This window comes from Roseibium sediminis, from assembly GCF_008711325.1.
Classification (GTDB): domain Bacteria; phylum Pseudomonadota; class Alphaproteobacteria; order Rhizobiales; family Stappiaceae; genus Roseibium; species Roseibium sediminis.
This window is the reverse complement of the sequence record NZ_VXDB01000010.1, coordinates 61,286-80,237: the sequence shown is the minus strand read 5'-3', so window position 1 is coordinate 80,237 and position 18,952 is coordinate 61,286. Positions and strand designations below refer to the sequence as shown.

Annotated in this window: 19 protein-coding genes; 11 read left to right on the top strand and 8 right to left on the bottom strand. The window is 57.9% G+C overall.

Going from position 1 to position 18,952, the window contains the following annotated elements; translation table 11 throughout:
* The first annotated feature begins 92 nt into the window (after nucleotides 1–92).
* The 4 genes from F0155_RS11790 to tnpA all read left to right on the top strand — a co-directional run bounded on the left by F0155_RS11790 (nucleotide 93) and on the right by tnpA (nucleotide 3,801).
* Nucleotides 93–1,106: a C4-dicarboxylate TRAP transporter substrate-binding protein gene (locus F0155_RS11790; protein ID WP_150524714.1), complete on the top strand. Its 1,014-nt coding sequence runs from the start codon at nucleotides 93–95 to the stop codon at nucleotides 1,104–1,106.
* Between the two features lie 78 nt (nucleotides 1,107–1,184).
* Entirely contained in the window at nucleotides 1,185–1,829 is a 645-nt protein-coding gene (locus F0155_RS11785; protein ID WP_150524713.1) for a TRAP transporter small permease subunit, read from the top strand.
* Nucleotides 1,826–3,196 (top strand): TRAP transporter large permease, encoded by a 1,371-nt coding sequence (locus F0155_RS11780; protein WP_150524712.1) that lies wholly within the window; start codon nucleotides 1,826–1,828, stop codon nucleotides 3,194–3,196. Before F0155_RS11785 ends, F0155_RS11780 begins: the two co-directional genes overlap by 4 nt.
* A 170-nt stretch (nucleotides 3,197–3,366) precedes the next feature.
* A complete protein-coding gene (gene tnpA / locus F0155_RS11775) occupies nucleotides 3,367–3,801 on the top strand; it encodes an IS200/IS605 family transposase (protein WP_150524711.1) in 435 nt (144 codons plus the stop codon).
* A gap of 72 nt (nucleotides 3,802–3,873) precedes the next feature.
* Here the strand turns inward: tnpA and F0155_RS11770 are convergent, their stop codons facing one another.
* From F0155_RS11770 to xseA, 3 genes are all read right to left on the bottom strand, one after another.
* Complete coding sequence (locus F0155_RS11770; protein WP_150524710.1) at nucleotides 3,874–4,431, bottom strand: DUF805 domain-containing protein; 558 nt, start codon at nucleotides 4,429–4,431, stop codon at nucleotides 3,874–3,876.
* A 271-nt stretch (nucleotides 4,432–4,702) separates the two neighbouring features.
* Nucleotides 4,703–5,140, bottom strand: coding sequence for a DUF805 domain-containing protein (locus F0155_RS11765; RefSeq protein WP_150524709.1), 438 nt, complete (start codon nucleotides 5,138–5,140; stop codon nucleotides 4,703–4,705).
* 161 nt (nucleotides 5,141–5,301) lie between these two features.
* The gene (gene xseA, locus F0155_RS11760) at nucleotides 5,302–6,876 is read right to left on the bottom strand and encodes an exodeoxyribonuclease VII large subunit (protein ID WP_150524708.1); all 1,575 of its coding nucleotides are present in this window, start codon (nucleotides 6,874–6,876) and stop codon (nucleotides 5,302–5,304) included.
* Between the two features lie 152 nt (nucleotides 6,877–7,028).
* Between xseA and F0155_RS11755 the strand changes: the two genes are divergently transcribed.
* The 4 genes from F0155_RS11755 to F0155_RS11740 all read left to right on the top strand — a co-directional run bounded on the left by F0155_RS11755 (nucleotide 7,029) and on the right by F0155_RS11740 (nucleotide 11,949).
* Nucleotides 7,029–7,787: a 16S rRNA (uracil(1498)-N(3))-methyltransferase gene (locus tag F0155_RS11755; protein WP_150524707.1), complete on the top strand. Its 759-nt coding sequence runs from the start codon at nucleotides 7,029–7,031 to the stop codon at nucleotides 7,785–7,787.
* Nucleotides 7,788–7,790: 3 nt separating this feature from the next.
* Nucleotides 7,791–9,521, top strand: coding sequence for an adenylate/guanylate cyclase domain-containing protein (locus tag F0155_RS11750; protein WP_150524706.1), 1,731 nt, complete (start codon nucleotides 7,791–7,793; stop codon nucleotides 9,519–9,521).
* Between the two features lie 185 nt (nucleotides 9,522–9,706).
* Nucleotides 9,707–11,080, top strand: a complete 1,374-nt coding sequence (locus F0155_RS11745; protein ID WP_150524705.1) for a glutamate--cysteine ligase — start codon at nucleotides 9,707–9,709, stop codon at nucleotides 11,078–11,080.
* Nucleotides 11,081–11,214: 134 nt separating this feature from the next.
* Nucleotides 11,215–11,949: a hypothetical protein gene (locus F0155_RS11740; RefSeq protein WP_150524704.1), complete on the top strand. Its 735-nt coding sequence runs from the start codon at nucleotides 11,215–11,217 to the stop codon at nucleotides 11,947–11,949.
* Between the two features lie 76 nt (nucleotides 11,950–12,025).
* On the opposite strand, the gene F0155_RS11735 is transcribed toward F0155_RS11740, so the two are convergent.
* Nucleotides 12,026–12,370 carry a DUF1127 domain-containing protein gene (locus F0155_RS11735; RefSeq protein WP_161599797.1) on the bottom strand — a complete coding sequence of 115 codons (345 nt, stop codon included), beginning with the start codon at nucleotides 12,368–12,370 and terminating at the stop codon, nucleotides 12,026–12,028.
* 253 nt (nucleotides 12,371–12,623) lie between these two features.
* On the opposite strand from F0155_RS11735, the gene F0155_RS11730 reads away from it, so the two are divergent.
* Nucleotides 12,624–13,511, top strand: a complete 888-nt coding sequence (locus F0155_RS11730; RefSeq protein ID WP_192913805.1) for a LysR substrate-binding domain-containing protein — start codon at nucleotides 12,624–12,626, stop codon at nucleotides 13,509–13,511.
* Nucleotides 13,512–13,564: 53 nt separating this feature from the next.
* Entirely contained in the window at nucleotides 13,565–14,446 is an 882-nt protein-coding gene (locus tag F0155_RS11725; protein WP_150524702.1) for a LysR substrate-binding domain-containing protein, read from the top strand.
* 21 nt (nucleotides 14,447–14,467) lie between these two features.
* Here F0155_RS11725 and F0155_RS11720 read toward each other — a convergent pair whose 3' ends face one another.
* Together F0155_RS11720 and F0155_RS11715 are read right to left on the bottom strand one after the other, a co-directional pair.
* Nucleotides 14,468–15,382: a DMT family transporter gene (locus F0155_RS11720; protein ID WP_150524701.1), complete on the bottom strand. Its 915-nt coding sequence runs from the start codon at nucleotides 15,380–15,382 to the stop codon at nucleotides 14,468–14,470.
* A 109-nt stretch (nucleotides 15,383–15,491) separates the two neighbouring features.
* On the bottom strand, nucleotides 15,492–16,133 hold the full coding sequence (locus F0155_RS11715) for a hypothetical protein (protein WP_150524700.1): 642 nt from the start codon (nucleotides 16,131–16,133) through the stop codon (nucleotides 15,492–15,494).
* A 76-nt stretch (nucleotides 16,134–16,209) separates the two neighbouring features.
* Here F0155_RS11715 and F0155_RS11710 point away from each other — a divergent pair, with 76 nt between their 5' ends.
* A complete protein-coding gene (locus tag F0155_RS11710; RefSeq protein ID WP_150524699.1) occupies nucleotides 16,210–16,908 on the top strand; it encodes a type 1 glutamine amidotransferase in 699 nt (232 codons plus the stop codon).
* Here the strand turns inward: F0155_RS11710 and F0155_RS11705 are convergent, their stop codons facing one another.
* Both F0155_RS11705 and F0155_RS11700 read right to left on the bottom strand, forming a co-directional pair.
* Nucleotides 16,909–18,042: an alpha-hydroxy acid oxidase gene (locus F0155_RS11705; protein ID WP_150524698.1), complete on the bottom strand. Its 1,134-nt coding sequence runs from the start codon at nucleotides 18,040–18,042 to the stop codon at nucleotides 16,909–16,911.
* A gap of 35 nt (nucleotides 18,043–18,077) precedes the next feature.
* Nucleotides 18,078–18,857, bottom strand: a complete 780-nt coding sequence (locus tag F0155_RS11700; protein ID WP_208999249.1) for a FadR/GntR family transcriptional regulator — start codon at nucleotides 18,855–18,857, stop codon at nucleotides 18,078–18,080.
* Nucleotides 18,858–18,952: the final 95 nt, after the last annotated feature.

The window sequence follows — 18,952 nt, the reverse complement described above, 5'->3', positions numbered from 1 at the left end:
CCTGCAATGGTTGGAGCATTCGGCGAGAGCGGTCATGTTCTTGAGCGCTCCGGACGCCGCATAAGAGCGATGAACGATCTGGGAGGATACGTATGTTCACTCTTAAACACGCCACTGCAGCCTCTGCAGTGGTCCTTGGACTTGTCTTTGCAACTGAAACCTTCGCAGCTGATGTGACCTGGAACGTGTCCCTGTGGGGCAAGCGCCGGGCCTTTACCGAGCATGTCGAAAAGCTCGCGGAAGAAGTCTCTGCCAAGACCGGCGGCAAGTTCGAAATCAAGATGCATTACGGAGAGGCCCTCTCCAAGTCGCGCGAAAACCTCGACGGTATTTCCATCGGCGCCTTCGAAATGGCCCAGTTCTGTGCGTCTTATCATGAAGACAAGAACCCCAGCCTGACTGTGCTTGAGCTGCCGTTCCTCGGCGTTTCCGACCTTCAGACCGAAGTTGCGGTTTCCAAGGCTGTGTACGACCATCCGGCTGTCCAGAAGGATCTGGCGCGTTGGAACGCAAAGCTGCTGATGCCGTCGCCGATGCCGCAGTACAACTTTGCGGGCAAGGGTGATGTACCGACCACTATTGCCGATTTCAACGGCATGCGCGTTCGCGCGCTGGGCGGTCTCGGTAAGGCCATGGAAGCTGTAGGCGCAGTTCCGACCTCGGTAACGGCCTCCGAAACCTATCAGGCGATCGACTCCGGCACTGTTCGTGCAGCGAGCTTTGCCCCGCACGCGCACCTGTCCTTCAAGACCGTTGAAGTGGCGAACTGGTGGACCAAGAACCTCAACCCCGGCACCGTTCAGTGCCCGGTTGTCGTGAACATGGACGCCTACGCAGCCCTGCCGGATGACTTCCGTGCAGCACTTGATTCAGCTGTTGAACCGGCGCTTGCCCATTACCTTGCGACCTACGACAAGGTCTATGAAAAGTGGTGGCCGACCCTGGAAGAGCGCGGCATTGTTCAGGTCGAATTCTCAGATGCGGAACTTGCTGCGTTTGGCGAGAAGGCCGGGCCGATCTGGGCGTCCTGGGTTGAAGAGCAGACCGCAAAGGGCCTGCCTGCTCAGGAACTGCTCGACATGGTCCGTGCCAAGATCAAGGGCTGAGGCGTTGCTGCCTGAAACCAAATGACGATCTCCCCGGCGCCAAAACGCCGGGGAACGTCTTTCCGGGGCTAGAAATTCATGACAATGCATGGCTTTGCAGACCGACCCGATCCGGGCGGATCGGGCAACTATATCAAGTTCGATGGGGCTCTTGCCCATATCGAAAACGCCTTCAACCTGGCTGCCGCCTTCAGCATCCTCGCCTTGATGCTGCTCGCTGTCGCACAGGTTCTGGGCAGGTTGCTCCTTAACATTCCCATTCCGGGTTTCATCGACATCACCGAACAGGCCATGGCGATTTTCGCCTTTGCAGGTGTTGCCTATTGCCAGCGGGTCGGTGGGCATATCCGCATGGAAATCGTGCTCGGTCAGCTCTCGGGCAGGGCACTCTGGATCTGCGAACTGGTTGGCGTTCTTCTCGTGACTTTCGTGGTTGGACTTCTCGTCTACGGCTCGTGGTTCCATTTCGAGCGCGCATGGACCTTCGGTGACAGCACGATGGACATCGGTCTGGAAACCTGGCCTTCGAAGCTGATTGTTCCTGTCGCGCTGAGCCTGTTGTTTCTGCGCCTCCTGCTGCAGGCCTATGGATACGCTCGCCTTGTGGCCAATCCGGAGGCCACCCCTGTTGGTGTTCCGGTCATTCACGATGCGGCCGAAGCGGCCAAGCATGAAATCGAGGAAGCCTTCGGCGACGAAGCAGCTGAAGGAGACCGCAAATGACTCCGTTTGAAGTAGGTTTGATGATGACGGGCGTCCTGCTCGTCCTTGTTATCATCGGTGTCCGTGTGGCCTTTGCCGCTGCCCTTACCGGAGTAGTCGGCCTGATCATCCACTTCTCCCTCATGCAGGGTTTTGAACGTGGCTTCATGACGGCGGTGAAGATGGCGGGCACCATACCGCACTCAAAATCTGTCACGTATGCCCTTTCGGTCCTGCCGACCTTCATCCTCATCGGCTTTCTGGCCTTTTATGCGGGGTTCACAAAGAAGCTCTTCGAGGCAGCCAAGCGATGGCTCGGCTGGTTGCCCGGCGGTATGGCGGTGGGTACCGTGTTTTCAACCGCAGGCTTTGCGGCTGTCTCCGGCGCGTCCGTGGCAACGGCAGCAGTCTTTGCCCGCGTTGCGATCCCGGAAATGCTGGAAGCCGGATATTCCAAGCGCATGTCCGCCGCGGTTGTCGCTGCTGGTGGAACCCTGGCGTCCCTGATCCCGCCCTCGGCCATTCTCGTGATCTACGCCATTTTGGTGGAGCAGTCTGTCGGCAAGTTGCTGATTGCCGGTTTCCTGCCGGGGGTGTTCTCAGCGCTGATCTATGTCGGGATTATCGTGATCATTGCGATGTGGAAGGGAGATGCACCGCCGACCCGATCCTACAGCTGGAGCGAAAAGATCGAGTCCCTGCCCGGCACTTTCCCGATCATTGCGGTCGTGGGCATCATTTTTTGCTCCTTCTTTTTCGGTCTGGCGACACCGACCGAAGCGGGCTCGCTGGGCGCCTTTGTCGTTCTCTGCGTGGCCTTCCTGAAAGGCATGAAGCCCAAGCAGCTTGGTCAGGCGCTGCATGAGACGGCAAAGCTGACGGTCATGATCTTCACGCTCATCTGGGGTGTGCTGGTCTATGTCCGGTTCCTCGGCTTTGCAGGCTTGCCGGACGCCTTCAAGGCGTTCATCGTTGGTCTGGAATTCTCGCCGTGGATGGTTCTGGTGATGATCCTGCTTGCCTATGCGGTGCTGGGCATGTTCATGGATGCAATCGGCATGCTGATCCTGACGCTGCCAGTCGTCTATCCGGCGGTCATGGCTCTCAATGGCGGGGAAACGGTCTCGGCTGCAGACAGCGCCTTTGGCCTGTCGGGTGAGGCCTGTGCGATCTGGTTCGGTATTCTGGTGGTCAAGATGGCGGAGCTCTGTTTGATAACGCCGCCCATAGGACTGAACTGCTTCGTCGTCGCCGGTGTTCGTCCAGACATTCCGGTTCAGGAAGTCTTCCGCGGCTGTGTGCCATTCTTCGTTGCGGATGTTCTGACGATTGCGGGGCTTCTGGCCTTCCCGTCGATCATCACCTTCTTGCCGTCCCTGATGGGATAAACCTGAAGGTCACCCCAAATGCAAAACCGCCGCTCAATCGAGCGGCGGTTTTTTCTTGCATAGCATTAAACCTCCACCTTCGGTGGAGGACTGGACAAGTTCTACATTGTGGGAAAGAGACCTCCACGCTTGGGCCATTGCAGTGGCACCGATCAAGCATGGAGGTTTTTATGGATGAAAATCACCTATCACACAGCACTTGGGACTGCAAATACCACGTTGTATTTGGCAGCAAGTGCCGCACGAAGCGGCTTTACGGAGATTTGCGCACCGAGTTGCGCGACCAATTTGTGAAACTGGCGAGCCAAAAGGGCTGCCATATTGAGGAAGGGCACCTGATGCCCGACCACGTACATATGCTGATCTCGATCCCTCCGAAATACTCGGTGGCGCATATTGTGGGGTTCTTGAAAGGGAAAACCGCGCTGTACGTGGCGAACCGCTATGCCAAGAAACGCCGCTATAAGGGGTATCACTTTTGGGCACGCGGATACTTCGTATCAACCACGGGCTACAATGAGCAGGTCGTCAGACGCTATATCCGCAATCAGGAAAAGCAGGATAAGGCCTCTGACTTTGCAGATATGTTCAAGCCCAGCTATTAAACCCCGACAAAGCCACTTCTAGTGGCCCAAGCGCAGCGTTACAAACCTCCACCTCTGGTGGAGGTCTGTGACTTATCCGAATTCGTTTCTTCCGGGCGTTCCGGCAAAGAAGCCGTTGGCCACGAAGAGGTAAACGCCGTAAACCAAATTCACAATCGGCATGAACAATAGCATGAGCCAAAGAGCGGAGTGCCCACGATCGTGAATTCTGCGGCTTTCCAAAGACCAATAACAAACAGTCAATGGAACGAGAGGCGCAAGATAATAAAGGCCTTCGGTAGCTCCGAACAGGAACATGCCGAAGTCCATCAGCGATCCGGTCAGAATTTCCGGGTGTTTGGTGAAAAGTACTGCAGCTACAACGAAATGAACAATAAAGCGCGGGATGCCGATCATCCAGTAGGCTCCGCGTCCAAGGCGACCGTCAAATCCGAACAGAAGCCAAATAACGCCCCGGGGTGAGCCGACACTGGCGTTGCTGGCAAAGTCGAGGGCATCGAAATCACCTGCCGAGAGGCCGGACGGGCTCATGGCCGGGGTTGAAGAAGTGTAGGCTGAATTTGCCGTAAAGGAGCCGCTTGATCTTGCTTGCTGCTCCGGCCCGCGGCGTCCAAATTGTTTCTTTTCCATGGGTGGTCTTTTCTCTCACTAAAATAAAATCATTCGAAAATGTAGCAATGAGATTTTATATTCGCGTAAAAAATACTGGTGAAATAAGTATTAATGGAACTAGTCTGTGAATGGTGACGGTTTGTCATGTGGAAGTAAATAAGTAACCATAAGTTATATTTGGGGGGTGTGGCGGATTTGAAGAGTAACTCAAAGGAATATGTTGCGCTGGTGCGCCGGGACTCACTTTGAAAAAAGACCAGTCTTACGACCATTCTGTGGAGGGTGGTTTTCATCCATACGCGTTGGGTTCTGGTGTTCCTGCCAAAAAACCGTTGGCCACGAACAGATACAAATAGAAGAAAGGTCCCAGGACAGGGACAAAGATCAGAGCCAGCAAGAGTGCAGACTGGCCTCTGTCATGATTTCGCCGGGCTTCAATCGAGGCGCGCCCGATCAGGGCGAAGAACATGACAAGCACGAGCAACAGGCCGCCAATGTAGCCGAGATCTGCAAGGTGCGGTGGAACCTCCTCCGACTTCACGATGGTATACATCCAGAGAAGCCCCAAAAATGACAGGCACTTCACGGCGGTAAGGCCCGCCCAGAGGAGCCAGTAGGTCTGTCGTCCCATGCGCCCGTCAAAACTGAAAACCAGCAGCAGAAGATCCCGCAGGTGTCCGCTGACGGGTGGGGCGCCCGATGAACCGATGGATTCATTATATGCCATGTTGCCGAGTATCCCCGATGCGAAATCATCAGGTACTTTACGGATAGGCTCTTTCAATCACGCGAACTGACGTGGTGAACAGGTGCTTTCCCTGAAAAGTCAGATTTTATCCTGCTGCCACTTTGGCAACTTCTTCAAGCAACAGCGGAAGGACCTGCAGATCAGAATAGACTGCCTTGAGACGCAGGTTTTGACCCTCCAGAGGATTTTTTTAGCTTGGCCGCCGACTTGGGTTTGGGCGGCTGGACAGCCTCATCACCCAGGGCCATGGCGTCAAAGGAACCATCGGAGAGTTCAACTGAAATGCGTGCGCCGGAAGCAACGCTGGCAACGCTGCGCATTGGGTCGCCGCTTTCATCGCGAATGACCGCGTAGCCGCGAGACAGCACCTCCTTGTAAGAGAGGGAGTTGAGCAGCTTTTCAAGGCCGTGCAAACGGGCCTTTTCGGTCTGCAGCCTGTTCCCGTAAGCCCGGTTCATACGTTCTGAAAGAGCCGCCAGTCGCTCCCGGCCAAGTGCAGATTGGTGCCGCAGCCGGTCTGGTGTCAGGCGGGCTGCAATAGCGTCATGGGCCTGGCGGCGAGATTGGACGGCAACGCGCAAGGCGCGTATCTGCCTGTCGTCAAGCGTTGTCAGCCGATCCTTTGCAAGCCCGATGCCGCGGCTGAGCACGATGGGAGACAGCCTTGCGGAGATACCGTCAAACGCGCTGCGATGGCTGCGCGTGTTGACGATAAGGGCCCGTTCCAGACTGCCCGCAGCGGTGTCGAAGCGTTGGCGTGGCAGGGCCAGCAGGTCGCGCGAGGCGGGAAGGGCAGCTCCGGCTGCTCGCAATTCAGTCCGGCGATTGGAAATCAGGCGATTGAGGCCAGAGGCAAGACGGCGAGACAGATCGTCCACCGTCGCCATCAGGTCTGCCTTGACCGGAACGGCGATCTCGGCGGCACCTGTCGGCGTCGGAGCGCGGAGGTCTGCGGCAAGATCGATCAGCGTCCAGTCGGTCTCGTGGCCAACGGCGGAGATCAGTGGAATGTCGCTGGCTGCGGCCGCACGCACCACCGCTTCGTCATTGAAACCCCACAGATCCTCGATGCTGCCGCCGCCTCGGGCAACGATGATGAGATCGGGGCGGGGAATGTCTCCGCCCGGTTGCAGGGCATTGAAGCCGCGAATGCCGTTCGCAACTTCCGCCCCTGACGTCTCGCCCTGAACCCGAACGGGCCAGACGAGAACGTGGAGCGGAAACCGGTCGCCAATCCGGTGAAGGATGTCGCGGATAACCGCGCCGGTCGGTGAGGTGACAACCCCGATGACGCGAGGCATGCCGGGAAGCTGCTTTTTGCGTTCCGCGGCAAAGAGGCCCTCGGCGGCAAGCTTCTTCTTGCGTTCTTCCAGAAGCGCCATCAGCGCACCGGCACCTGCAGGCTCCAGAGCGTCAATCACCATCTGGTATTTCGACTGTCCGGGGAAGGTGGTGATCTTGCCCGTGGCGATGACCTCCAGCCCCTGTTCCGGCTGGATCTTCAGCTTGGATGCCGCGCCCTTCCAGATGACACCCGACAGGACTGAGCGATCGTCCTTCAGGTCCAGATAGATGTGACCGGAACCGGGGCGGGAAATGCGGCCCAGTTCGCCGCGCACCCGCACATAGCCGAATGCGTCTTCCATCGTCTTCTTGATGGAAAAGGAGATTTCCGAAACGGAGAATTCCGCCACATTCGATTGGGGGTCGGCCAAGGTCTGATTCCTGCTCTTCTAGCTGCAAGGTGCCGCCTTGATCTGCAAGGGTCAAGTCGGGCAGCTGGTCCCCTTCGCAAATGCGGGGGACAGTTTTAAGGCCGAACCCCATCGTCATTGAAATGCCACAGCCGTCACATCAAACTGCGCCCATGCCAAATTACGAATTCAACATGCAGCGGCTTTTTCTGCGCCATATTCTGGCGGAAGGGGCCCGGATCGAGGTTGACCGCGGTCAGGCCAACTATCTTCTCAACGTCCTTCGCCTCAAGGATGGCGACAAGGTGCTGGCCTTTGACGGCAAAAACGGCGAATGGCTTGCGGAAATCCGGGCAACCGGACGCAAGGCCTGTACGCTGGAGCTGGTCGAGCAGACGCGGGAACAGACGAAGGTCAACGACCTTCTCTATCTTTTTGCCCCTCTCAAACATGCCCGGCTGGACTACATGGTGCAAAAGGCCGTGGAGATGGGCGTGGGCAGTTTGCGGCCCGTCATGACCCAGCACACGCAGTCGAACCGGGTTAATCTGGAGCGAATGGAAGCGAATGTGATCGAAGCTGCGGAGCAATGCGGCGTCCTGTCGGTTCCATCCGTCGTCGAGCCGCAGCCGCTCAAGGCCCTGCTCACATCATGGCCCCAGACCCATCCGGAGCGGATAATCCTGTTTTGTGACGAAAGTTCCGAAACAACCAATCCATTGGTCAAGCTGGCAGAGCTGGCGGAAAAACGTCCGGCGCAACTTGCATTCCTGATTGGGCCCGAGGGTGGATTTTCGGTTGAGGAGCGGGCAATGTTGCGCGACTTGGATTTTGTAGTCCCGATTCCGCTCGGGCCGAGAATATTGCGCGCCGACACGGCTGCGGTTGCCGCCCTTGCGGTCATCCAGACAACTGTCGGGGATTGGACATGAGTATTGACGCAGGACATCCTCCCACCAGATCAGGCCATTCCGGTTTCCGGGTCAAGACACTCCTCCAGCAGTAGCGGAGGGGAAACAACCAGACGGTTCCGGCTTTCGGTGGGCGCAGCCATAGGGTTGGTGTTCTCGCTTGTTCTTGTGGTCATCTGCGGCGCCATAATCACCTATGTTTCGTCCGCCAACCGCAACGTGGCGGGCAAGCTGCTCATCCAGCAGGCGAACGCAAATCTCAGCCGCTACGAGACCATTCTGTCCGGGTTCTTTCAGGAGCAGACCGGCCTCCTGCAGTCAATCGGGCTGGCTTTGTCAGAGCAGGCACCTGCTGCCCGGCAAGCCATAACAAGAACCTATTCGGCCCTTCTGCCGGTTGGAACCACCTTGTCCTTTTCTGAGGAAACGTCAGCAGGGCGTGAGGGCACTGTTGAATGGGGGCAGTTCCGCCCGGTGGTGGAACTGGGAGGCGCAGGACTGGTCGCCAGGGTTTCCCTGTCAGACGGCCAGTCCGTTGTTGCGGCTTACCCGCTTTCGGTCTTCACGGGGCTCGCGGACCGCATGGCGGAAGGTCAGGAGATCGGCGCATTTCTGCTTGCCGGACGAGATCAGGTCATCAGTTTTGCAGATGTGAAGGCAAGTGGATTTCAACCGTCCGCAGACCAGCCCTTGCCGGGTCTTGGCGATTTTCCGCAAAGCCCGTTATCCGCCATCTGGACAAAAGCTGGCGGTGCCCACGAAATGCGGGCCGAAATCAAGGGCCAGGTGTTTCCGTTCGGCGAGCGCATGTATGCAACCGTCTATGATGAAGTGAAGGATGGCCCTGCAGCAGGCTGGATCTATGGCGCGATTTATCAGGCGCATGTGTTCGGCTCGACGCTGGATCAGTCGCGGATCATCATCATCGTCGCCGTTATCGCGCTGGCCATCGGCGCGCTGTTGTCTTTCCTGCTTGGGCGGGTGATCGGCCGGCCACTTGACCGGCTGGCGGATGCGGCAGCCCACATGAAGAACCTTGAGTTTGACAAGGTTACACCGCTTGGCCGTTCCCGACTGGCGGAGTTGGACGAGGTGAACAGCGCATTTAACAGCGCGGCCGGGGCCCTCAACGCCTTTTCCCGCTATGTGCCGCGGCAGCTCGTACAGAATTTGGTTGCCGAGGGCATGACGGGGACAAGAGCCATCGAAACGCGCGAAATGACGATCGTCTTTACCGATCTTGCCGGGTTTACCGGTCGCGCTGCCAATTTGTCTGCCGAAGAGACAGCATCATTCCTTGCAGACTATTTCGAGACAGTCTCCCGGCAGGTGGTGGCGCAAAAAGGCACGATCGACAAGTTCCTTGGAGATGGCGTGATGGCTTTCTGGGGTGCGCCGACTCATCAGCCCGATCACGCAGCACAGGCAATTGCCTCGGTTCGCGCTCTTGCCAAGGCCATTGAAGATCACCCCGACGGCGACATGCGGGTTCGCATTGGTGTTCACTCCGGCAAGGTGGTGGTCGGAAATATCGGTTCGTCAGACCGGGTCAACTACACTGTCATTGGTGATGCGGTGAATGTGGCCGCGCGACTGCAGGAATACGGAAAGTCGGTCGACCCCACGGCAAAGACCATCATTCTGGCAAGTGCGGACACCATTTCCCAACTGCCCGATGGCGAAGAATACCTGCATATCGGCAGTACGGAATTGCGTGGTCGGCAGGCCCCTGTGGACATCTTCCGGGTCAACTAACGGGAAATTTATGACCGGAACTATCCGGTTTTTCTGACGACCCGAAAATACCCTCTGGTAATTCCTTTCTCCCGGTCCTAAATGGCTTGGACTTGATTACGCGCCGGAACTAACCGGATTGGCTGCGTTGTACCGGCTGTTTCCCCCTTGTAAGGTTCAGTCGCAAATACTTGGAGGAAGCCTGTATGGCCCGCGATACAGTCGATTCGACACCTATTGAAAGCGTTGCAGAGCTGGCTGCGACCCTTGCGGAAGGCTGCAAACCTGCAGACAAGTTTCGGATCGGAACCGAGCACGAAAAGTTCGGGTTTTATGTAGCTGATCGCTCCCCGATCCCCTATCACGGCGACAAGGGCGTGCGTGCCGTATTGGAAGGCATGGAAAAGATCCTCGGCTGGGATCGCATCGAGGATGCAGGCAACATCATCGGCCTTGCGGATCCCAAGGGCGGCGGTGCCATTTCCATCGAGCCGGGCGGGCAGTTCGAACTTTCCGGTGCGCCACTCGACAATCTTCATCTGACATGCCGTGAAGCCAATGCACATTTGGCCCATGTCCGTCAGGTCGCCGATCCGCTGGGCATCGGATTTCTGGGCGTTGGCATGACGCCGAACTGGCGGCGAGACGAAGTACCGGTCATGCCGAAATCCCGCTATGAAATCATGGCGCGTTACATGCCGAAGGTCGGGAGCCTTGGCCTCGACATGATGTTCCGCACCTCCACCATTCAGGTGAATCTCGACTTCTCGTCGGAAGCCGACATGGTGCAAAAGATGCGTGTCGGTCTGGCACTTCAGCCGCTGGCGACTGCGATCTTTGCAAATTCCCCCTTCACCGAAGGCAAGCCGAACGGCTTCAAGTCTTTCCGTGGCCATATCTGGACGGATACGGACGCCGACCGCACCGGCGACATGCCGTTTGCCTTCGAGGACGGTTTTGGTTTCGAGCGTTATGTCGAGTGGGCGATCGACGTGCCGATGTATTTCGTCAAGCGTGGTGATCGCTACTTCGATGCCACCGATACGACATTCCGTCAGTTCATGAATGGCGCGCTTGAAGGCAAGGTTCCGGACGCCCGCCCGAATGTGGGTGACTGGAACAATCACCTGTCGACGCTCTTCCCGGATGTCCGCCTGAAGAAATACATCGAGATGCGCGGGGCAGATGGCGGCCCCTGGCGCCGGATCTGTGCCTTGCCTGCGCTCTGGGTTGGTCTTCTTTATGATCAGGGCGTGCTGGATCAGGCCTGGCAGCTGGTCAAGGACTGGACAGTTGAAGAACGCGCTGCCCTTCGGGCTGAAGTTCCCAAGACCGCGCTCCAGACACCGTTCAGGAATGGAACGCTGCTGGATGTGGCACGCGAGGTGGTGGCCCTCTCCAAGGAAGGCCTGAAGCGCCGTGCCCGCATGAGCGACGGGGATCTGGATGAGCGGGTGCATCTGGCACCGGTAGAAGAAGGGCTTGCCGCTGGCATGTGCCCGGCCGATGTTCTTCTGAAGCGTTATAACGGCAGCTGGAACGGCGACCTCGACAACCTGTTCCGCGAATACGCCTACTGATTTTCCGGTGTTGCCGGGCGACGAAAAGTCTTGGCAACATGGCCTGTTGGTGAATTGACCCGAACCCTGTTTGGGTCAATCATGCACACGCATACGTTGATTTTCGCAAGGCAGGTAGCGGGAAGGGTTTCTTCATGACAGATCAGCCGGGAACGACCTTTCCGTTCAACCTGAATGATGTTGCAGAGGACATGAACCGCCGCTTCGGCTGGAAGGATGCCGATCTTGGCGCGGCGATGTCCCAGCTGTTTGCCGCCGCACAGGCGGGCGTGCAGCAATTCGGGGCCAAGGGTATCGATCCTTCCGCGTGGGCTGCTTCTTCTTCCGGGGAGACAGCTGCCAATCCGATGAACCTGTTCTTCGGGCCGGAAGAAATCAGGAAACAGGTTGCCAGCCAGATTGCATCCGCCACCGGTCTCCAGCAGGAAGCCATCACCGAGATGATGCCCGTTGCCGCTACGCTGGCAATGGGCAAGCAAGTGCGTCCTTACCTCAATGAACCGGCTCAGGATCTTCTGGACGCGTTTCTCCGAGGTTTTGCACGCGGGCGTCCGAAGCCTGCTCCAACAGCGGCAGACATGATTGGTGAATACCAGAAGGCGATGATGTCCTTCTGGTCCGGTCTGATGCCGGTGCAGGCCGACGAGATCAAATCCGCAGAGCAGCCTGCCCAGCCAGAACCCGAAATGCAGGACGCGTCTGAAGAAGAGGATACACAAGCCGCTGGCGATGGCGCTGCTGCGGCCGACCGTCTCGTGTCAGACTGGATGGCCATGGGCAAGGATCTGCAGGCGAACCAGTTCAAGGCTTTCGAGGAGCTTTTTCAAAAGGCGGCCGATGGAATGGCCGCTGGCAAGGCATCAGAATAAAAAAAGGCCCGCCTTGGGAAGCGGGCCAGTTAGGTGTCAGCGGGAAATGCCGACAGGGGCTGCATAATGCAGAGGGTCAGGCAGCTGCCATCGGGCAACAGGCCAAGTCTGGGAGTGCGGAATTCGAGTTCGCCTCGATCAGGCGATGAGAGCTCCGGATATCTGTGCTGGCGATCTTGTCGACCTGAGCGGCCAGATAGCGTTCGCTGGCAAGTTCGGTCAGGGCCGCTGACGGGTCCGCCGTAAACGGCAGGCGCCGTGCTGCGCCAAGATCTCCACGGGTCAAGCCGATATCCTTGAGCTGTGCGTCCGTCAGCGAGGAAAGGCGGGTCATCGCGCGGCGATTTTTAAAGCTGCGCCATACCTGAAGAACCACGGCGGCGAGCCCTGAAACCGAAAGGGTGCTTGCTGTATATGTCATGCCAATAGTCTCCTGTTTGCCGACGGATATAAACCCGGCGACATGCCTTGCGCCTCCAGTGTGGGGCGCCTGTCCTGCTTGGAACGTTGTCACGGTGCCAAAAAATCTTTCATAACACCAGTGAATGTTTGTTATGCAACCAATCATCTTTGGTGATTGGTTGTCAGGGACGACAACGTCTTGATATTGAGACTGAAGGAACAGCTGGCATTATTCAAACGAATGTTTTATATCAAAAACATTCCAATTGTTGATGGGTGTGTTTGTGCTCGATCTGGACCAGCTTAGAACCTTTGTGGCCATCGCTGAAACGGGCAGCTTCACCAAGGCCGCCGACGTCGTGTGCAAGACGCAATCGGCAGTTTCCATGCAGATGCGTCGTCTCGAAGATCGTGTCGGCAAGGCCCTGTTCGTTCGCGACGGACGCCTGTCCCGCCTGACGGAGGACGGCGAGCGCCTGCTGCATTTTGCCCGCAGGCTTGTTCGGCTGAATGATGAAACACTCGCGGCCTTTGATGAAAGCGAGTTGGCCGGGGTTGTTCGTCTTGGCACACCCGACGATTATGCAGACAGGTTCTTGCCGGAAATCCTCGCGCGGTTCTCCAGATCCAACCCCAAGGCCGAAGTGAGTGTGGTCTGTGCCCCGACGCCCAATCTGGTGAAGGAGCTTGGGGATGGCGAGCTGGATGTTGCCATCATCACCCACGTGCAAAGCAGGGGGCGCAAGGGGGTGGAGGTCATCCGGCGCGAACCCCTTCTCTGGGTCGCCTCGGCACGCCATGCCGTCGACATGGAAGATCCCTTGCCGCTGGCGTTGGGGCGAGCCACTTGCGATTGGCGCAAGGCGGCGATGGAAGCTCTGGACAAGGTTCAACGGCCCAGCCGCCTGCTGTATTCCAGCTGGAATTCCACGGCGGTCGGGGCCGCCGTTCTGGCTGGTCTGGCCGTTTCGGTTCTGCCGGAATCGGCTTTGCGCCCCGGCATGCGTGTCTTATGTGAAGCCGACGGCTTTCCCAAATTGCCGGACTGCGAAATCGGGGTGATGCGCTCCTGGAACAAGCATAGCCGCGTGACGGAAGCTCTTGTCGAGCACATCATTTCCTCACTCGACAACCTGTCGGTTCCGCAGGCGGCAGAGTAGGGACGTAGTTTCAAGGCGCGATGCGCCAACAAGCGATTGGAGGATGGCCGCGCATGGCTCAGGTTCTGGATATCGATCAGCTGAGAACATTTCTCGCAATTGCTGAACTGGGAAGCTTCACAAAGGCAGGCGAGACGGTTCACAAGACCCAGTCCGCAGTTTCCATGCAGATGCGCCGTCTGGAAGAGCGGGTCGGCAAGCCGATTTTTGCCAAGGACGGACGCCAGTCCCGCCTGACGGAAGACGGCCTGCGGCTGGTGGAATATGCTCGCCGGATGATCCTGTTGAATGATGAAACCCTGTCCGCCTTCAATGCGGCGCAGGATGTCGGGGTCGTCAAGTTTGGCGCCCCGGACGATTATGCCGACCGCCTCATCCCTCAGGTTCTGGCCGCGTTCAATCATCTGAATCCGTCCATCGAGGTGATTGTCGAATGCAATGCCAGCTACTTGCTGCGTGAACGCGTGCGCGAAGGAAGCATTGACGTTGCCATCATCACATCGGGAGATGCTTCCGATGTTCCCGGCGAAATCATCCGCCGCGAGCAGCTTTACTGGGTGACGTCCTCGCGCCACTGCGCTCATACGGCAGAAGTCGTGCGATTGGCGCTGGGGCCGGCAAACTGTTGCTGGCGCCGCATGTCGATGGATGCGCTGGATCGGGTGGGCCGCAGATACACCGTTTCGTATACCAGCCCGAGCGCGGCTGCCCTTGTCGGGGCCGTTCAGGCCGGACTGGCCGTGTCGGTGTTTCCCGAAAGCGCCATCCGCGAAGGCATGCGCATCCTGGATGACCGCGACGGATTTCCGGCGCTGCCCTATTGTGACATTGCCATGCTGCGGTCGGATCATGCCCGCCTGCCGATGCATGACGCACTTTGCAATCACGTCATTGCAGCAATCGGGAACGTGTCGACCCCGATCGCCGCCGAATAATCTTGAGAGCTTGCGCCGTGACTATCGGCGCAGCATCAGGACGTTGCCGAACAGCACCAGCATCACGCCTGCTATGGCAAGCGGCGTCCAGTGATAGCCTTCGACAACCGTTGAAATGGCGAGGGCAATGACCGGAAAGATGACGGTCGCGTATCCAGCCTTGGCCGATCCGATCCGCCCGAGAAGGGTCAGATAGGATGCAAAGGCAATCACGGATGCAATGACGGCCAAATAGACAAGGCTGCCGACATAGGCCGGTGTCAGCTCCACGGCAAAACTCTGGCCCCGAAACAGACTGAACAATCCGATCAGCGTCGCTCCGTAAATCATGCCCCATGTCGTTGCGGGTGTGACGGCAATGCCGGACCGCTGGGTCTTGGCAGACAGCATGTTGCCCAGACAAAAGGACAATGTGCCCAAAATGCACAAGCCAAGGCCATAGGCCGCTTCATGATTGATCTCGGCCCCCATGATTTCCGGCCAGAACATGAAGGCAATACCTGTCACGCCGAGCAGGCCTGCCAGAACCATTTGCGCCGTCGGGCGCTGGCCGAACAAAATGAGCGCCAGCACGATGTTGAACACCGAGGCTACCGAGAAAACCACGGCCAGCAGTCCCGAAGGGAGGTGCTGGGCACCGTAATAGAACAGCGTGAAGTTGGTCGAGAAAATCAGCGCTCCAAGCCCGACGAACTTCAGATGATCCCTGAGCGGAAACTTCAGCGAGTGGCCACGACCAAGGCTCCAGCCAAGCATGACCAGCGCCGCCAGCACAAACCGCCAGAACACCGACACTTCAGGCGCCGCCCCGACAACTTGCCCCTTCATGGCAATCCAGCTGAACCCCCACGCAAAGACGGTCGTGGCGTATAGCCCCAGATCCACGGTGGACAGGGAAGGCGCGCGGTCTGCGGGCGCGGCGGCTGAGACGGACATTGGGATACCTGAAAAATTGAAAGCGGAACTCAATCTGATCGCGAACGCCAATTCATGCAAATGATAGTTCTTGATCAAACTATCAATTTTTGTGTTTGGTGGGCGGCACTCAAATCGTATGCCGCGCAGAGCTCTCATGCCAGACTGGCTGGTAGCCTTCCGCCAGCACTCTGCAGATCGTCGGCGGCGTGAGAACATCGACCACGTCCGGGCAGGGAAGAGTGCGCGGGGCCTCGTACCCGGAAAAGGACCAGGGCAGTAAGGCTGTCTTCGACAGAGCGTGAGCGATGCCGTCGATCCGGACCATGGTTCCATCTGCAAGGCTCTTTAGCGGCGCTTGAAAAATTCGCTTCTCCCTGCCGCTCAACCGTTCCTTGTGAAGAACGCGGTCCATTTCATCAGCTTTTGGCGGAGCGCTGTAATCGAAGGATCTGGCAAATGCCTTCTGAAAGGCAAGGGCATCCGCCCGCCGACATTCGAAACAAGGCCGGTGTCCGGCGGCCAACGCTGTGACCTCGTCCAGAAAGAAAAGTTCGGTATAGCCGGAGCCCATAACTTCCCGTTGGCGGTTCTTGAAACACGTGACACAACAAATCCATTGCCGCGAAGCCCAGCGTCGTGATGTCAGCTTCCGGCTATCGGATGCATGGATCTTGCCGCCCCGGTTGCCCATGAACAGTCCACGCTCTGGAACCGCCACAAGTGTCCCATCCGGGGCGACCCGGTTTTGCAAGGGCTGCCGTGAGCGCATGAAATTCTTTCCCTCGCCGACCGAGTTGGATAATCCTGATCATGTGGCTTTGCCCGATCAAAGAAAAGGGAATTGAATGCGCGTTCTGGTGATCGAAAACTATCCCGGCACTCCGCTGGGTCTCGTGGGCGAGGCACTTGAGGAGCGGGGAATTGCCATCAGGACAATCGCCGCGCATGCCGGTGAAAGGGTGCCGGAGGATATCGAGGACTGCCGCGGCCTGATCGTTCTGGGGGGCGAGCAATCGGCATTGGCAGACGAGACGCACCCGTTCCTGCCTGATGTCTGTACACTTATCCGCCGGACCCATGACCAGAACAAGCCGATCCTGGGCATTTGTCTTGGTTCCCAATTGATTGCACGGGCGCTTGGCGGCGGAAATATCCTTGGTCGGCCTGTCGAATTTGGCTGGCACAAGGTCAGCGCGACAGGTGAAGGCAGGGAAGATCCGGTTGTCGGCAAGATCGGCGAAGGCTCGCCCTTATTCCACTGGCATTCCGATACGGTGGAGCTGCCTGCGGAGGCCGTTCATCTGGCGTCCAGCCAACAAACGCCCATTCAGGCGTTTCGTGTTGGCAGGACAACTTATGCCATCCAGTTTCACTTCGAGGCGAGCGAAGCCGTGGTTCGTGATTGGACCAGAACCTTTCAGACCTCCATCTCTCAAATGCGCCCCGATTGGCCGGAGCGACTTGAGGACGAAGTGGCTCTCAACGCTGCGAAGTCCGATCAGGCCGGGCGGGAGATCGCCCGGGCCTGGGCAGGACTTCTTTGATCAACGAAGATTGTGGCGACCGACATTGTGGATGTCGGTTTCACCGCAAAGGCCCATGGTCACATCCAGTTCCTTGCGCATGATCTCGAGGGCCTTCGTGACGCCCGGTTTGCCCATGGCACCAAGGCCATAGATGTAGGACCGCCCGATAAACGTGCTCTTTGCACCCATGGCTACGGCCTTGAAGATGTCCTGACCGGAGCGAATGCCGCCATCCATGTAAACCTCGATCTTGTCACCGACGGCATCAACAATCTCGCCAAGCACATCATAGCTTGCTGCTGCGCCATCGAGCTGTCGTCCACCATGGTTGGAAACGACGATGGCATCGGCACCGGTCTCGACCGCGATCTTGGCGTCTTCCACGTCGTTGATGCCTTTCAGGATCAGCTTGCGATCCCAGTGCTTCTTTACCCATTCAACGGAGGACCAGTCGAGGGTCGGATCGAACTGGCTGTTGGTCCACTCCGCCAGTGAGGACATATCTTCAACGCCCGAGACATGGCCAACGATATTGCCGAACTGACGCCGCTTGGTCCAAAGCATGTTCCAGCACCAGCGCGGCTTGAGCGCAAGGTCCAGCAGGACATGCGGCTTCGGCTTGGGCGGGGCAGAAAGGCCGTTCTTCAGGTCGCGGTGGCGCTGCCCGAGAACCTGCAGATCCAGCGTGAGAACCAGCGCGGAGCATCCGGCAACATGCGCCCGCTTCATCAGGGATTCCGAGAAGCCCCGGTCTCGCATGACGTAGAGCTGGAACCAGAAGGGCTTCTTGGTGTGTTCCGCCACATCCTCGATCGAGCAGATACTCATCGTGGTCAGCGTGAAGGGCACGCCAAATTCCTCAGCTGCCTGTGCGGCGAGTATTTCGCCATCGGCATGCTGCATGCCCGTCATGCCGACCGGGGCCAAAGCCACCGGCATCGACACATCTTCGCCAATCATCGTGGTCTTGACGCTGCGATTGTCGATGTTCACGGCGACACGTTGGCGGAGCTTCTGGCGCTGGAAAGCGGCCTCATTGTCCTTGTAGGTGCTCTGCGTCCAGGAACCGGTGTCGGCATAGTCATAAAACATCTTCGGGACCCGCCGTTTTGCGAGAACCTGAAGGTCGTTGATTTCTGTGATGACGGGCATGGTTATTCCTCAGGTGGTAAGGGAACTGAACCAGTTCAGGATGGATTGGACGGGCGGTGTTTCAGACGCAATTCCGAAACGGCGTTTCGATTTTCCAGACGCGCGGCTTCTTCAAGCGACTGTTTCACGTAGTCGATGTGAGCTTCGGAGGCTGTCTTGGCTTCCTGTGGCAGTCCGGCGCAGATGCATCGGGTAATCTCCACGTGCTGCTCCAGAACCTTGTTGCGGGCCAGCGGGTGATTGTAGAGCCGCTTGCGATTGTAGAGGATGCCGTTTTCCAGAAGTCGGTAGCAGGACCGCAAAGCATGAAGCAGGATCATGTTGTGCGCTGCCTCGCCAACGGCATGGTGAAACTCCACATCAAGTTCCACCTCTCGCCTTGCATCATCGGCGTCATAAGCCTGCTGCATCTGGTCGACAATGGCAGTCAGGATTGCACGGTCGGCCTCGGTGGCGCGCTCAGCCGCATGAAATGCGGCTATTCCCTCGATATCCCGGCGAAACTCCAGAAAGTCGGCAACCGCCTCGGGGTGACGCTCCATCAGGGCAATAACCGGAGGTGAAAAAATCGGACCGATGACGTCGGCCACATATGTTCCCCCGCCATGACGGCTGGCAATCAGTTCTCGCGTTTCGAGCGACTTCAGCGCTTCGCGCAGGACCGGTCGGGACACGTCCATCCGTTCGGCCAGATCCCGCTCGGCCGGAAGCCGGTCACCGGGGCGCAGCACACCGTTCAGGATCAAGCCTTCGATCTGGTGCGCAGCCGCCTCTGCCGTGCGTTGATGGGGCACTTTCTCGAACACGGTCCGAATGCTCCGAAATACGTTGCGTCATGTCTTGAGGGGCATTGTATGAACCAAACACAAAAATTGGTCAATTAAATTATCCAATTCTCATGGAGCGTTCT